This is a genomic window from Pseudomonas sp. NIBRBAC000502773 (genome assembly GCF_006517195.1).
Lineage (GTDB): Bacteria > Pseudomonadota > Gammaproteobacteria > Pseudomonadales > Pseudomonadaceae > Aquipseudomonas > Aquipseudomonas marginalis.
On record NZ_CP041189.1, the window covers coordinates 1,372,880 to 1,386,569 of the forward strand.

Consider the following 13,690-nt stretch of genomic DNA (forward strand, 5'->3'; position numbering starts at 1 on the left):
TAAGTGACGAAGTAATGCAGTGGCGCGAATGGTGCCCGATCAATGCCATCAAGGCTATTAATTACTGAACGAGCACCGCTGCGCCGCCTTTAAAAGCACCTGAGGCAGGGCCTTGGCAGGGAGATAGAGCCGGCGGATTGTCTTGGATAAGATGTGAAAATTGTGTGCAGCGAATATTTCGACACACAAATCTCTGGAGCGCGCTGAAAACCAATGTGGGAGGGGCTTGCTCCCTCCCACATTTACTGTGCCCACTCCAAATTGAGTGCGGGGGGGGTCAGATCCGCACGTTGCCGCGCGGCCCGGCGATAGCCCAGATGATCAGGCCCAGTACCGGCAGCAGCAGGATCAACAGGATCCACAACACCTTGGCCCCGGTGCTTGCGCCGCTTTTGAACACATTGATGATCGCCCAGATATCCAGCGCCAGGATGATCAGCCCGATCAGACCGTTGAAAGTGGAACCCATGGTGTCGCTCCTAAGTGAGGGCATGCCCTTGTAGGATAGCCAGCCCTGGCCGGGGTTCCGTTTTATTTCAGACGTGCACGGCGACCTTCAGCGCTTCCAGGGATGGCTCGGCCTGGATGCCGACTTCGGCACACAACGCCAGCACGCGCGGCAGGTCATTGCCGAACACCAACACCGCCTGGATCTCGTCGTCCAGCAACTGGCTGAAGTTGAGCAGCACATAACCGCCGTCTTCCGGGCTCAGGGCGCTCATCTGGATCTGGATACGGTTCAGGGCGGTAAGGCCGTCAGTCTTGGCCAATTGCTTGGGCTTGAGGTTGAACGCCACACCCGGGCCGAACGACGCGACGATCTGCGCAAACAGATCGCCATAGGTATCGGCCTGGAACAGCACGGTATCCGGCAGGCTGCCGACCACTACCCACTCCCCCAGCGGGATCGGAAAGCTGTCGTCGTAGTTGATATCCGGGTTGGCCGCCAGGAAGGCCGCCGGGTCGGCGTAGGCCTGGGCGGCCTCTTCGGCAATGCGCGCCACCTCGTCCTCGCCCATGACCCCGGCGCTGATTTTACTGATAAGTTCGACGAGGGCGGTTTTCATGGGGTGATCCTGTAGCGGGCTGGTTTTTGAGGGCGCACAGCCTACACCAGTTTCTCCAACTGCGCCGCCGTGTCCTTCGCCCCCATGGTCTGCGCCGCCGCCAGCGCAGTCGCGCCCTGGGCATCGGTGGCCTTGGGGTTGGCGCCTTGGCTGAGCAGGTAGTCGAGCATCTCGACGCGGTTGAACATGGCGGCCATCATCAGGGCGGTACGCCCGTCGGACGAGGCGGCCTCGATTGGCGTGCCCCCTTCAATCAGCGCCTTGACCACCGGCAAGTGGCCCTTGAAGGCAGCGCCAGCGATGGGCAACTGGTTCTTGTCATTGGCGATCAGCGGGTCGGCCTTGAACTCCAGCAGCACTTTTACCGCTTCGGCATGGCCGTGGTAGGCAGACAGCATCAGCAAGGTATCGCCGTTGTGGTTGCGAAAGTTGGCCGGCAAGCCTTTGGCCAGGAGCGCGGCGAGCATGGCGGCGTCGCCTTTGCGGGCGACGTCGAAGACCTGCTCGGCAAATTCGGCGGCTTCGTCTTCAGTCATTTGTTTGGCTTGGTCTGACATGTGGGGGCTCCTTGTCTGGTGCTTTATAGGCCGCCAGTGTCGCGAGGGAGTTCCCCACTGTCATGCCCTTTTTAGCAAAAGCGGCCATAGACAGAATCAATAGCGGAACTGGCCGCCCTGGATCTGCGCCAACAGTTGCCCGGTGACCGGCACATAGCAGTCCGACCCCGGCAGCCAGGCATACACCGGGTCATTGCCGGCCTTGTCCGGATCAAAGGCTTCTTCCTTGAGCTTGACCTTCTGGTACTTGAAGGTACCGGTGGTTTCCATCTTGACCTTGATCCGCAGGAAGAGCGGCACCGCATAGTGGGGCAACTGGCCGTGGGCGAATTGCAGCAGCTCGCGCATGTCCAGCGCGGCCAGGGATTCACTCGGGGTGATGGCGACCATGCCCGCGCGGCCATTGGTGTTTTCGATCTCGACGCCATAAGCCACTACTTCGGCGATCTGCGGGTGTTGCAGCAGGACGTTCTCGACCTCGGTGGTGGACACGTTTTCACCTTTCCAGCGATAGGTGTCCCCCAGGCGATCCACAAATTGCGCATGGCCAAAGCCGATGCTGCGCAACAAATCGCCGGTATTGAAGTAGCGATCACCTTTTTCAAACACGTCGGTGAGTACCACCCGGCGATTCTTTTCCGGGTCGGTGTAGCCGTCGAAGGGGGATTTTTCATCGATCCTGGCCAGTAACAGGCCCTGCCCGCCCGTGGGGACTTTGCGCATAAAACCATCGCTGCCACGCAGCGGCTCGCCGTTGTCATGGGCGTAGTCCACCAGCGCCCAGTGTTGGAGGCAGAAACCGATGGTGTTGTCGAAATTCAGCACGTTGGTAAAACCGATATTGCCGTCACTGGCCGCGTACAGCTCGCAGATATGCTCCACGCCATAGCGTGCCTTGAACTGCGCCCACACACCGGGGCGCAAGCCATTGCCAACCATCTTGGTCACGCAGTTATCACGGTCGTTTTCGCCGGGTGGCTGGTCGAGCAGGTAACGACACAACTCACCGACATAGCCGAGGGTGGTCGCCTTGAATCGGCGCGCATCGTCCCAGAACTGGCTGGCGCTGAACTTGCGGCGAATGGCGAAGCCCGATGCCCCGACAATCGCCGATCCCCAGCACACACACAGCCCGGTGGCGTGGTACAGCGGCAAGGTGCAATACAAGACGTCGTCCGGCCCCATGTCCAGCGCGATGCTGCCGAAGCTGACGGCAGTCTTGGTCCAGCGGCCATGTTTCATGATGCCGGCCTTGGGCAGGCCGGTGGTGCCGGAGGTGTAGATATAGAAGCAGGGGTCGTTGAAGAAGATCTGCGCAGTGCTGGCCGGGTTGTCCACCGGGCACGCGGCGCTCGCCGCCAACAGGTCGATATACCCCTGCGGCACCAGGCTGGATGGCTGATCGGCGACGAACCAGGTTCGATCAGCCGCGATGGCCACCTGATCGCGCACCGCGTCATAGGGGGCCACCAGTTCCGCGCCAACAATAATGGCTGCCGGGCTCACCAGGTTCAGGCTGTGCACCAGCGCCGCCTGGGTTTGCGCGGTATTGAGCATCGCGCAGATGCCACCCAGCTTGGCCACGGCCAGCACGTTCAAGAGCAATTCGGGGCGGTTTTCGATAAACAGCGCCACCACGTCACCCTTGCCGATGCCCTCGGCTTGCAGGTGGTGGGCAATACGGTTGGCGCGCTGGTTGGCGTCGGTGTAGCTGAGCACACAGTCACCGTACAGCAACGCGTTGCCGTCGGGGTTGCGCAGGGTGGCTTGCTCAAAGTGCCAGCCCAGCCCGCAAGGCTGCGCGGGGTCGGTGACATTGGCCGCACGCATGCCGCGCACTACGCGCGGCAGGGCGCGAACGATGGCCGGCACCTTACTCAGCAGCTTGCCCCAGGTGATCATGTCATTGTGCGGGTGGCTCATGGAGAAACGTCCTTTTTCTTATTCTTCGTCTGATCCCGAAGCACCGACACCTCTGTAAGAGGAAGGCCGAATGCATTGCAGGAAAATACGTCAGCCGTTCTTCGGCTGTACACGCAGGATTTGAAAAGTTTTGTATCCCGTCGGGTGAGCGCTCAAAAAGGGAATTTAGCTGCCCGCGGGTAGTCTTTATCGGTACAGGGGAGCCAACCCCATGCCATCGAGTAACGCAAAATGCAGGATGCATGATGGCCATTCATGCAAATTGCACGAAAGCGAAAATTCACTTAATTTTCAAGCTATTGATTTATAAGGATATTTTTTAAATCATAAGCTGGCACAATCACTGCACCTATCACTCCATGCTTGCCAACTTGAGCCAACGGAGCTGATAGACATGAGCCTGATCCAAGATAAATTCGCTTCAGTATTCTCCAATTACGATGTCACCACCCAGCCACGTCCCGACGGCGGCATTCTGTTGACCCTGCGCAACAGTGACGGCAAGCAGGTCAAGCGTTCGATCTCTTACCAGCAGTTGCACACCGCCGATCAATTGACCTGGGTGATCAGCGCGATTCGTCGCGACCTGGCCGAACAAGCCAGTGAACTGCCGCAAATTTCGATGTTGCAAAGCCAGAACCGCTTTGCCCTGCCGACCTACCATTCGGCTTAAATACCGCAGACATAACAAGGCCGCGACGCTTTTGAGCATCGCGGCCTTTTTTGTTTGACGATGATTCCAGCCCGGCACTTCGCTGAACTGCGCCTGAGCCCGATAAAGCTGTTTATAGGCGAGTTCAACATCTGCCGGTGCCGTCTCCTATAGAGTCGGCACAGGGGTGCCGCCGTTCAAGGCTGGAATCTTTGAAAACACCTCAGCCATAAAATCCATGAACACGATAGCCCGCGTGGGGAGCAGTCTGTTGGCGACATAAACCATCTGCACGGGGACAGGGGGAGCCCCATGGTTGGTGAGAATGAACTGTAATCTCCCGCTGTTCAGCCCGCCCTCAAACAGCCACGCAGGTCCATGCGCCACACCCAGGCCCGCCACGACTGCCGCGCTCACAGCGTCGGGCGAGTTGACCCTGAGCCTGCCGGTAATCGGAATCTCCGCGTCCCGGAATCGCCAGGTCGCCCCGGACGACAGTAAGGTGTAGACGATGCAATCGTGGTCGCGTAGATCCTCCGGGGTCTGCGGAACGCCGCGTTTAGCCAGGTAGTCCTTACTGGCGACGAAGACCCGGTCGTACCATCCAAGAGGCCGCGCGCGCAAGGTGCTGTCCTCCAGCTGTCCTATGCGAATGGCGAGTTCGGTGCCTTCATTGACCAGGTCTACGTATCGATCGTTGAGTTGGAGATCCAAGATCAATTGAGGGTAGCGCTCCAGAAAGGCCGGCACATGCGGCAGCACAAACGCGTGTGCGAGAGCTGTCGGACAGGCTACGCGCAAGAGTCCCGATGGATCGACGTTGTTTCTGAAGGACGATTCGGATTCATCCACCGCATCCAGGATGCGCCGGATGTCCGCATAGTAGCGTTCGCCCTCCGGTGTCAACGACAGCTTGCGCGTAGACCGGTGGAGCAAACGCGTCTGCAAATGATCCTCCAGAGCCGCTACATAGCGGCTTACATTCGGTTGCCCCAGCCCTAGATCACGCCCTGCCGCCGAAAAGCTCCCGGTTTCTACAGCACGCGCGAAGCATGTCATCAACAGAAATCGGTCCACTTCTCCACCTCAATTCATGCTCAATTTGCATGAATTATATGCGAATAAGCCGTCTTATATACCATGGGGCATGAGCGCATATTTCTCCCTGTCGACCGCGGTGGTCGTCATTCACCGGAGAATTCAAATGTCGCGCTTGCAAGGTAAACGTACGCTCATTACTGGCGGCACCAGTGGCATCGGGCTGGAAACGGCAAAGCAGTTCCTGGCGGAGGGTGCTCGCGTGATCGTAACGGGTGTCAACCCCGATTCGATTGCAAAAGCCCAGGCCGAATTGGGCCCGGAAGTGCCGGTGCTGCGCGCCGACTCGGCCAGCGTTGCGGCACAAAAGGAACTGGCACACGTCATCAAGGAACACTACGGCCAACTCGACGTTGCCTTCCTCAATGCCGGCGTATCCGTCTGGCAGCCCATTGAGGAATGGACGGAAGATATGTTCGACCGCTCTTTCGACATCAACGTCAAAGGGCCGTACTTCCTGATGCAGGCGCTGTTGCCGGTCTTCGCCAATCCTGCTTCGGTCGTGTTGACGACTTCCGTAAGCGCCCATGCAGGCGCAGATCGCTCGTCCGTGTATGCCGCAACGAAGGCCGCATTGCTGAACATGTCGAAGACGCTCTCGACCGAATTGCTGGGCCGTGGCATCCGTGTCAACGCAGTGAGCCCTGGCCCCGTCGAGACTCCGCTTTACGACAAGCTGGGTATTCCAGAAGCTTATCGCGCGCAGCTTAACAAAGAGATCGCGGCAACCATTCCGCTTGGGCGCTTCGGTACCTCTGACGAGGTGGCCAAGGCAGTGCTGTATCTGGCATCCGACGAGTCGCGCTGGACGGTCGGCTCTGAAATCGTCCTTGACGGCGGCCGCCTGCTGAATGGCTAAGCGCGCAGCTCAAGAATTGCGGCGAATGCACTATCGCCTGGGCTGAGTTAATCAGGTACTGAACGCCGGCCCCAGCACTTAGGGACGAACCAGTCCAATCCAGACTGCGCACACAGAGGTACGCGGGAAACCTCTGCCGTTGTTTGCGCTTGATAAACCATCCAGGGCCACTAAAAGCAATGAACGCTCTTACGCTGATAAGCCACCCACTATGCCCATTCGTACAGCGCGCCGCGATTGTACTTCTTGAAAAGGGCATCCAATTCGATCGGATAAATGTCGACTTATCAGCCAAGCCAGACTGGTTCCTGGCAGTTTCGCCAACCGGCAAGGTCCCGGTGCTCAAGGTGCGCCGGGACAATGCGGAAGACGCGATCCTATTCGAAAGCATGGTCATCTGCGAGTACCTCGACGAAACCGAAGGCGGCGCGTCGATGCACCCTGTCGATGCGTTAGCTCGCGCACGGAATCGCGCGTGGATCGAGTTCGCGTCGCAGGCGCAAGCTGAAGCCTGGCAGTTTCTCCACGCTCGTGACTCTGCGACCGCAGATGCCAAGCGCACCGCATTTCGCGAACGGCTCGGCAAACTGGAGTCAGAAATAGGCGTGGGGCCGTTCTTCAATGGCTCGGCCTTTGGAATGGTTGATGCGGTTTATGCCCCGCTTTTCCGTTACTTCGAGAGTATCGACGCAACTGTCGCAGACCAGATTTTCGACGGCCTTCCGCGCATTTCGGCTTGGCGTAAGGCGCTTGAGGCGCGCTCCAGCGTAAGGGATGCCGTTGTCGAAGACTATGCCGCGCGTTTCCAGACGCATCTGCGCCAACAAGGAGCGCTGATCGCTGCCGCGTAGCCGACGCGATCAATCAAAAGACTGACGTCGAGCCTAGCGCCACCAATGCGACGTTAGACACCGCCCCGCCCCCCGAATGTGAATGGGCGACACGATGATGAGGTCAATTAGGTGCAAGGTCGAGGTCATGGCATTACCGTTATTCCGCGTCAGGTACCGCCTCCGCTACGCGCGTTCATTGACACCCTCCGGAACTGGAATCGAGTCGGTCGCCTAGGACATTCTGAAGGTGCATCTACGTAAGCACGGCTTGGTTATGGCTGGACGATGACGCTTCAAACCGATTGCTTTGGTGGCCGACAGCTTGGGTCAGCATAAACCTTGGCGTGCCGCCTCATTCATCGCCTGCACTCGATTGGTCACGCCAAATTTGCCGTAGATATTGCGCAGGTGGAATTTCACCGTGGCTTCGGAGGTGGCGCGAATCTGGCTGATTTCCCAGACGGTCTTGCCTTCGGAGGCCCAACGCAGGATTTCCAGTTCCGTAGGCGTCAGTGGTTTTCCGGACAAGCTCAAACGCCTCCTGACGGCGTTGGGCACCGAATGTGGCGCTGGAGACAATTCCCTTGGGCCTATCATTAGTTTCACTCCCTTTTATTGGCTATCGCCCTATCACCTTCGGATTCCTCCTATTGACAGGTGATATAAACGTTGATGCCGCAAAGAGTTACATAACCAATGGCACTAAGGCGCAGGCCCCGCGATAAACAGCCGGGCCTTACAAGAATAAGAGTTTATTCCCACAACAACTTCCAACATGCGGGGGTTGAAGTTTTCGATATGTCGTAATCAGTCATCCAGCCCAGGAAAGCGTCGGGCGATATCGTCACCCGTCAACTCCGGCACCGGGTTTTGCGCCTGATCGAAGAGTCGCAGCGTTATACAGTGCGGGTTCTCACCCATATCAAACCAGTGCGGCATACCGGCCGGCACCACCAGCAGGTCGTTTTTCTCACAACGCACGGCATACACGTAGTCGCCCACATGCAGGTTGAACAAGCCCTGGCCGGCGATGAAAAAACGCACTTCGTCTTCGCTGTAGCGGCGTTCATCCAGGAACCGGGCACGCCATTCGGCTTTCTGTGGGTGGTCGCTGGTGACACTGAGCACCGCCACCGCACCGTAGCCGAGGGCATCGATCTGCGGCTGATAGGCGGCAATCATGTCAGCGTCGCTGGCGCCCCTCTCGATCAGGGCAGGCTGCCAGCGCTCGAACCGCACACCGTGCTCGGCCAGGGTAGCGGCGATGTCGTCGACATGGGTCAGGACCTTGTTCGGGGTATCCGGTGAAGCGACGGGGTAGACGGCGACATAACTCATTGAAGGGTTCCTTGGTTCTGCTCTTGCAATCGAAAACCGATGATAGCGGCGGCGGCCAGGGCGGCGACGCTGGCAATACTAAAGGTGAAGGTCGGCCCCAGCAGATTCCAGCTGTAGCCGGAATACAGCGCACCCAGCGCACCGCCGGTGCCGGCCAGGGCGGCGTACAGCGCCTGGCCCTGGCCTTGTTGCTTATCGCCAAAGCTGCGCTGCACAAAGGCAATCGCTGCGGCGTGAAAACTGCCGAACGTGGCAGCGTGCATGACCTGCGCCAGCAACAGCACCCACAGGAGTTCGGCAAATGAGCCCAGCAGCAGCCAGCGCAGGGCCGCCAGCAGGAAACTGGCCAGCAGCACCCGGCGTACCGAAAAACGTGTGAGGATGCGGCTCATGCCCAGGAACATCAGTACTTCCGCCACCACCCCCAGGGCCCACAGCATGCCGATCATGCCACGGCTGTAGCCAAGGTGTTCCAGGTGCAAGGTCAGGAAGGTGTAATACGGGCCATGGCTCATTTGCATCAGCGCCACGCAGGCGTAAAACGCCAGTACGCCGGGACTGCGCAGCTGTTTGAGGAAACCATCACCGGCCAGGCGATTGCCGTGGCTGGCGGGCTGCGCATTCGGTACCCACAGGCTGGCACCGATGATGCCGGCCATGATCACCACGACCACCACTGGGTAGATGTCCAGGCTCAGCCAGTCGAACAGGCGGCCCATGATCACCACGGTGAGGATAAAACCGATGGAGCCCCACAGGCGCACCTGGCTATAGCGCGCGGTCTGTTTTTGCAGGTGGGCCAGGGTGATCACTTCAAACTGCGGCAGCACCGCGTGCCAGAAGAACGCATGCAGGGCCATCACCAGGGCCAGCCAGGCGTAGGTGTGGCTGACGAAGATCAGGGAAAAACTCAGCAGGGTGCACACCGCGCCGAAGCGCACGATGGCGAGGCGTCGGCCGCTGTAGTCGCCCAGCCAGCCCCACAGGTTGGGGGCCACGCAGCGCATCAGCATGGGGATGGCCACCAGCTCGCCGATGCGCGCGCTGGAGAACCCCAGGTGGTCGAAGTACAGCGCCAGGAAAGGCGCCGTCGCCCCAAGCAGAGCGAAGTAGAACAGGTAGAAGCTGGAGAGGCGCCAGTACGGGAGGGCTGTCACCGCCGCGCCGTCACAGCTGGCCCAGCACCGGGGTACTCACGCGCACATCGGCGTTTTGCCCGCGATTGCGCAGCAGGTGGTCCATCAACACGATGGCCATCATCGCTTCGGCAATCGGCGTGGCCCGGATGCCCACGCACGGGTCGTGACGGCCCTTGGTGATCACGTCCACCGGGTTGCCGTGCACATCGATGGAACGGCCGGGGGTGGTGATGCTCGAGGTAGCCTTGAGTGCCAGGTGCGCGACAATCGGCTGGCCGGAGGAAATACCGCCGAGGATGCCGCCCGCGTTGTTGCTGAGGAAACCTTCCGGCGTCAGTTCATCGCGGTGCTCGGTGCCACGCTGGGACACGCAGGCGAAACCGGCGCCGATTTCCACGCCTTTCACCGCATTGATGCTCATCAGCGCATGGGCCAGCTCGGCGTCGAGGCGGTCGAAAATCGGCTCGCCCAGGCCCGGCTTGACGCCTTCGGCGACCACGGTGATCTTGGCGCCGACCGAATCCTGGTCGCGGCGCAGCTGGTCCATGTAGGCTTCCAGCTCCGGCACTTTGTCCGGGTCAGGGCAGAAAAAGGCGTTGTCTTCCACGCTGTCCCAGGTCTTGAACGGGATTTCAATCGGGCCCAACTGGCTCATGTAGCCACGGATGACGATGCCCTGGGTCGCCAGGTATTTCTTGGCGATGGCGCCGGCTGCCACCCGCATCGCGGTTTCACGGGCCGAGCTGCGGCCGCCGCCACGGTAGTCGCGTTCGCCGTATTTATGATGGTAGGTGTAGTCGGCGTGGGCCGGGCGGAACAGATCCTTGATCGCCGAGTAGTCCTTGGACTTCTGGTCGGTGTTGCGAATCAGCAGGCCGATGGCGCACCCGGTGGTGCGGCCTTCGAACACCCCGGAGAGGATCTCGACTTCGTCGGGCTCCTGGCGCTGGGTGGTGTGGCGGCTGGTGCCGGGCTTGCGACGGTCGAGGTCACGCTGCAGGTCTTCCAGGGACAGCTCGAGGCCGGGCGGGCAGCCGTCGACAATGGCGACCAACGCCGGGCCATGGCTTTCGCCCGCGGTGGTGACAGTGAACAGCTTGCCGAAGGTATTGCCGGACATGCAGGGCGCTCCGTGAAATCAGTTGAATCAAGTCAACCGTAATAACTTAAGGCGGCCAGTATACGCAGGCTAACCGACTAGTTCATCCTCGAAACCTTACCGGTAGACCTTGGTCCAACCGGCACCTTCCTCATGATGGCGCGATGATGCTGCGAGTTCTTCTGTTTACCTTGACCCTGTTTACCGCCGTGGCCCACGCCGCCTCCCCTGTCGTACTGCAACGCCCGATCAGCCTGGACACCGGCAGCGGCGAACTGTTTGGCTCGCTGCTGCTGCCGCAGTCCGACAAACCGGTGCCGGTGGTGTTGATCATCGCCGGCTCCGGCCCCACCGACCGCAACGGCAACAGCGCCGACGGCGCACGCAATGACAGCCTCAAGCGCCTGGCCTGGGTGCTGGCCCGGCACAACATCGCCAGCGTGCGCTACGACAAGCGCGGTGTGGCCGCCAGCCTCGCCGCCACGCCCGACGAACGCAACCTGACCCTCGACGCCTATGTGGCCGACGCGGTGGCCTGGGGTAAATTGCTCAAGGCCGACACACGCATGGGCCCGCTGATTGTGCTGGGCCACAGCGAAGGCGCGCTGGTGGCTGCACTGGCCGCACCGCAACTCGACCCGGCCGGGGTGATTTCCCTGTCCGGCAGCGCCCGCCCGGTCGACCAGGTCATCCGCCAGCAACTGGCCGATCACCTGCCCCCTGCCCTGCTGCTGCGCAGCAATGAAATCCTTGATCACCTCAAGGCCGGTCAGGTGGACGCCGATGTGCCTGGCCCGTTGCAGGGCATTTTCCGACCCAGCGTACAGCCATATCTGATCAGCCTGTTTCGCGCCGACCCTTCGGCGGCCTTTGCGAAACTGCGCATGCCGGCGTTGATCATCCAGGGCACCAACGATATTCAGGTAGGTGTCGGCGACGCCCAGCAACTCAAAAGGGCGAAGCCCGATGCCGAACTGACGGTGATCGAAGGCATGAACCACGTGATGCGCATCGTGCCCAACGACGTAAAGCAACAATTGGCCTCCTACAATGACCCGCAATTACCCCTCGCCGCCGAGTTGGGCAACCGTTTGGTGCGCTTTATCGACGGACTTCAACCCCGTTAAGCGACAATTTGCCTCCAGTCCTGCAGAAATCGGCCGATAAGCCCAGGGTCGACAGCAAAAAGACGCTCGACTTGCAGGGCTTGGACAGGATCGCACCGCATGACAACCACTGAAGCAACACCGGAACCGACCGCCGACACCCCGGCTGAAAAAACCGAGGCCATCGACACGGCGGCTCCCCTGCCGTGGGCGGATGTTCAGGCCGAGCATTTCAAGATGCTGCGCCTGGCCCCGCTGGCCACCGACCGCGCCACCGGCCTGCGGCCGCTGCGGTTCGTACAGTTCGGCTATGCCGAGCGCCATGACAAACACCACAGCCTGTTGCGCATGGTGATCCAATTGCCGGGGCAGCGGGTGCGCCGTGAGCAGAACCATCTGGATATCTGGGTGGATCACGATAAACACCGCGTGCACTTCGGCCCGGGCAACAGCCTGGAAATCGAACCGGCCAACCGCGGCATCGGTCGTTTCCTGGTGGCCCAAGGCGCCGCGTGGGCGAAGAAGAAATGGTCGCACTACCGCGTCGACGGCGTGGACCTGGCCAACAAGGACGCACTCAACGAAGCCACACGCCTGCGCCGCGATCACTTCCTGCGCGTCCAGGGTTTCGATGTGGCCTACGCCGATGTGCAGCACCTCAAAGGTAACGTGCAGCCGGGCAAGGTCAGCGACGTGCTGGATAGTTGGAACACCGAGAAGGTGCAGTTCGTGGAGATCCTCGAAGCCGCGCAGATGCTGCAACAGGCCGAGCACAACCTGTTGGAGCAGGAAGTGAAGCTGCGCAAGGAAGAAGAAAAGGTCACCAAGTTCAAGCGTGAGGACAGCGGGTTGCGGTTTACCATCACCTGCCTGGTGGCGTTCACCGTGTTTCAAGCGGGGCTGTTGATCTGGATTGCCACGCACCGCTAGCCGGCTGGAAAGCCATCGAAAGGTGGGAGGGGGCGTGGCCCCTCCTACATTTCCTACCCTAAGCTTGGTTAAACCCGAGCGGCGAAGATTGCCTGGTGCTCCCGGCACTGTTCGGCCGTGAGCATGAACACCCCATGCCCACCCCGCTGGAAGTCCAGCCAGGCGAAGTCCACTTCCGGGTACAGCGCGTCAACATGCACCTGGCTGTTGCCCACCTCGACAATCAGCAAACCCTTCTCGGTCAAGTGGTCCGCCGCCTCGGCCAACATGCGCCGCACCAGGTTCAAACCATCGTCGCCACAGGCCAGGCCCAGTTCCGGCTCGTGCTGGTATTCGTCCGGCATGTCGGCAAAGTCTTCGGCATCCACATACGGTGGGTTGGACACAATCAGATCAAAGCGCTGGCCCGGCAGGCCGTCGAAGCCATCGCCCTGCACGGTGTACACGCGCTCGTCGACACCATGGCGCTCGATATTCTGATTGGCCACTTCCAAGGCTTCGAAGGACAGGTCGCCGAGTACCACTTCGGCGTCCTGGAACTCGTAGGCGCAGGCAATGCCGATGCAACCGGAGCCGGTGCACAGGTCGAGGATGCGCGCCGGCGGTTGGGCCAGCCAAGGTTCGAAGCGGTTTTCGATCAGTTCGCCGATGGGTGAGCGCGGGATCAGCACGCGCTCGTCAACGATAAACGACATGCCGCAGAACCACGCCTCTTTCAACAGGTAGGCCGTGGGCACCCGCTCATGGATACGGCGATGCAACAAACGCTGTACGTGAGAGATTTCCTCTTCTTCCAGGTTGCAATCGAGGTAGCTGTCGGCAATTTCCCATGGCAGGTGCAAGGCGCCGAGCACCAACTGCCGGGCTTCGTCCCAGGCATTGTCGGTGCCATGGCCAAAAAACAGGTCTTCCCCATGGAAACGGCTGACGGCCCAACGGATGTGGTCGCGCAAGGTGCGCAGGCGGGATGTGATCACGGGGGGGCAGACTCCTGGAAAAAACGACTGGCGATTCTAACAGCCTTCACCTGTACCGACGATGTACGAAAACCTGTTGCCGTACGTCGGATTTCATCCAAATCGCCATCAT

General features: G+C 60.3%; 15 protein-coding genes. 5 read left to right on the top strand and 10 right to left on the bottom strand.

What is annotated here, in order from left to right:
* Positions 1-277: 277 nt before the first annotated feature.
* From NIBR502773_RS06220 to NIBR502773_RS06235, 4 genes are all read right to left on the bottom strand, one after another.
* Positions 278-469 (bottom strand): PLDc N-terminal domain-containing protein, encoded by a 192-nt coding sequence (locus tag NIBR502773_RS06220; RefSeq protein WP_003172956.1) that lies wholly within the window; start codon positions 467-469, stop codon positions 278-280.
* A gap of 67 nt (positions 470-536) precedes the next feature.
* The gene (locus tag NIBR502773_RS06225; protein WP_065948604.1) at positions 537-1,067 is read right to left on the bottom strand and encodes a hypothetical protein; all 531 of its coding nucleotides are present in this window, start codon (positions 1,065-1,067) and stop codon (positions 537-539) included.
* A 41-nt stretch (positions 1,068-1,108) separates the two neighbouring features.
* A complete protein-coding gene (locus tag NIBR502773_RS06230) occupies positions 1,109-1,624 on the bottom strand; it encodes an ankyrin repeat domain-containing protein (RefSeq protein ID WP_141155662.1) in 516 nt (171 codons plus the stop codon).
* 96 nt (positions 1,625-1,720) lie between these two features.
* Positions 1,721-3,547 carry a long-chain-acyl-CoA synthetase gene (locus tag NIBR502773_RS06235; protein ID WP_141155663.1) on the bottom strand — a complete coding sequence of 609 codons (1,827 nt, stop codon included), beginning with the start codon at positions 3,545-3,547 and terminating at the stop codon, positions 1,721-1,723.
* A gap of 394 nt (positions 3,548-3,941) precedes the next feature.
* On the opposite strand from NIBR502773_RS06235, the gene NIBR502773_RS06240 reads away from it, so the two are divergent.
* Positions 3,942-4,220, top strand: a complete 279-nt coding sequence (locus NIBR502773_RS06240; RefSeq protein WP_027603943.1) for a DUF3509 domain-containing protein — start codon at positions 3,942-3,944, stop codon at positions 4,218-4,220.
* 147 nt (positions 4,221-4,367) lie between these two features.
* On the opposite strand, the gene NIBR502773_RS06245 is transcribed toward NIBR502773_RS06240, so the two are convergent.
* A complete protein-coding gene (locus NIBR502773_RS06245) occupies positions 4,368-5,276 on the bottom strand; it encodes a LysR family transcriptional regulator (protein WP_115486808.1) in 909 nt (302 codons plus the stop codon).
* Positions 5,277-5,403: 127 nt separating this feature from the next.
* Here NIBR502773_RS06245 and NIBR502773_RS06250 point away from each other — a divergent pair, with 127 nt between their 5' ends.
* Both NIBR502773_RS06250 and NIBR502773_RS06255 read left to right on the top strand, forming a co-directional pair.
* Positions 5,404-6,156, top strand: coding sequence for an SDR family oxidoreductase (locus NIBR502773_RS06250; RefSeq protein ID WP_141155664.1), 753 nt, complete (start codon positions 5,404-5,406; stop codon positions 6,154-6,156).
* 179 nt (positions 6,157-6,335) lie between these two features.
* Positions 6,336-7,007, top strand: a complete 672-nt coding sequence (locus NIBR502773_RS06255) for a glutathione S-transferase family protein (RefSeq protein WP_141155665.1) — start codon at positions 6,336-6,338, stop codon at positions 7,005-7,007.
* A 309-nt stretch (positions 7,008-7,316) separates the two neighbouring features.
* On the opposite strand, the gene NIBR502773_RS06260 is transcribed toward NIBR502773_RS06255, so the two are convergent.
* From NIBR502773_RS06260 to aroC, 4 genes are all read right to left on the bottom strand, one after another.
* Positions 7,317-7,586: a response regulator transcription factor gene (locus NIBR502773_RS06260; RefSeq protein WP_141155666.1), complete on the bottom strand. Its 270-nt coding sequence runs from the start codon at positions 7,584-7,586 to the stop codon at positions 7,317-7,319.
* 210 nt (positions 7,587-7,796) lie between these two features.
* On the bottom strand, positions 7,797-8,327 hold the full coding sequence (locus NIBR502773_RS06265; RefSeq protein WP_141155667.1) for an acireductone dioxygenase: 531 nt from the start codon (positions 8,325-8,327) through the stop codon (positions 7,797-7,799).
* Positions 8,324-9,484, bottom strand: a complete 1,161-nt coding sequence (locus NIBR502773_RS06270) for an MFS transporter (RefSeq protein WP_141155668.1) — start codon at positions 9,482-9,484, stop codon at positions 8,324-8,326. Before NIBR502773_RS06270 ends, NIBR502773_RS06265 begins: the two co-directional genes overlap by 4 nt.
* 10 nt (positions 9,485-9,494) lie before the next feature.
* Positions 9,495-10,586, bottom strand: a complete 1,092-nt coding sequence (aroC, locus tag NIBR502773_RS06275) for a chorismate synthase (protein WP_027603936.1) — start codon at positions 10,584-10,586, stop codon at positions 9,495-9,497.
* 143 nt (positions 10,587-10,729) lie between these two features.
* On the opposite strand from aroC, the gene NIBR502773_RS06280 reads away from it, so the two are divergent.
* Entirely contained in the window at positions 10,730-11,692 is a 963-nt protein-coding gene (locus tag NIBR502773_RS06280) for an alpha/beta hydrolase (protein WP_115486803.1), read from the top strand.
* A gap of 99 nt (positions 11,693-11,791) precedes the next feature.
* Positions 11,792-12,601, top strand: coding sequence for a hypothetical protein (locus NIBR502773_RS06285; protein WP_065940505.1), 810 nt, complete (start codon positions 11,792-11,794; stop codon positions 12,599-12,601).
* A 68-nt stretch (positions 12,602-12,669) separates the two neighbouring features.
* Here NIBR502773_RS06285 and prmB read toward each other — a convergent pair whose 3' ends face one another.
* On the bottom strand, positions 12,670-13,578 hold the full coding sequence (prmB, locus tag NIBR502773_RS06290) for a 50S ribosomal protein L3 N(5)-glutamine methyltransferase (RefSeq protein ID WP_065926617.1): 909 nt from the start codon (positions 13,576-13,578) through the stop codon (positions 12,670-12,672).
* Between the last annotated feature and the right edge of the window lie 112 nt (positions 13,579-13,690).

Coding starts and splice junctions, on each gene's coding strand:
- NIBR502773_RS06260 (WP_141155666.1), bottom strand. CDS start 7,586: ATGATAGGCCCAAGGGAATTGTCTCCAGCGCCACATTCGGTGCCCAAC.
- NIBR502773_RS06255 (WP_141155665.1), top strand. CDS start 6,336: ATGAACGCTCTTACGCTGATAAGCCACCCACTATGCCCATTCGTACAG.
- NIBR502773_RS06220 (WP_003172956.1), bottom strand. CDS start 469: ATGGGTTCCACTTTCAACGGTCTGATCGGGCTGATCATCCTGGCGCTG.
- NIBR502773_RS06250 (WP_141155664.1), top strand. CDS start 5,404: ATGTCGCGCTTGCAAGGTAAACGTACGCTCATTACTGGCGGCACCAGT.
- NIBR502773_RS06240 (WP_027603943.1), top strand. CDS start 3,942: ATGAGCCTGATCCAAGATAAATTCGCTTCAGTATTCTCCAATTACGAT.
- NIBR502773_RS06230 (WP_141155662.1), bottom strand. CDS start 1,624: ATGTCAGACCAAGCCAAACAAATGACTGAAGACGAAGCCGCCGAATTT.
- NIBR502773_RS06285 (WP_065940505.1), top strand. CDS start 11,792: ATGACAACCACTGAAGCAACACCGGAACCGACCGCCGACACCCCGGCT.
- aroC (WP_027603936.1), bottom strand. CDS start 10,586: ATGTCCGGCAATACCTTCGGCAAGCTGTTCACTGTCACCACCGCGGGC.
- NIBR502773_RS06235 (WP_141155663.1), bottom strand. CDS start 3,547: ATGAGCCACCCGCACAATGACATGATCACCTGGGGCAAGCTGCTGAGT.
- NIBR502773_RS06265 (WP_141155667.1), bottom strand. CDS start 8,327: ATGAGTTATGTCGCCGTCTACCCCGTCGCTTCACCGGATACCCCGAAC.
- NIBR502773_RS06225 (WP_065948604.1), bottom strand. CDS start 1,067: ATGAAAACCGCCCTCGTCGAACTTATCAGTAAAATCAGCGCCGGGGTC.
- NIBR502773_RS06280 (WP_115486803.1), top strand. CDS start 10,730: ATGATGCTGCGAGTTCTTCTGTTTACCTTGACCCTGTTTACCGCCGTG.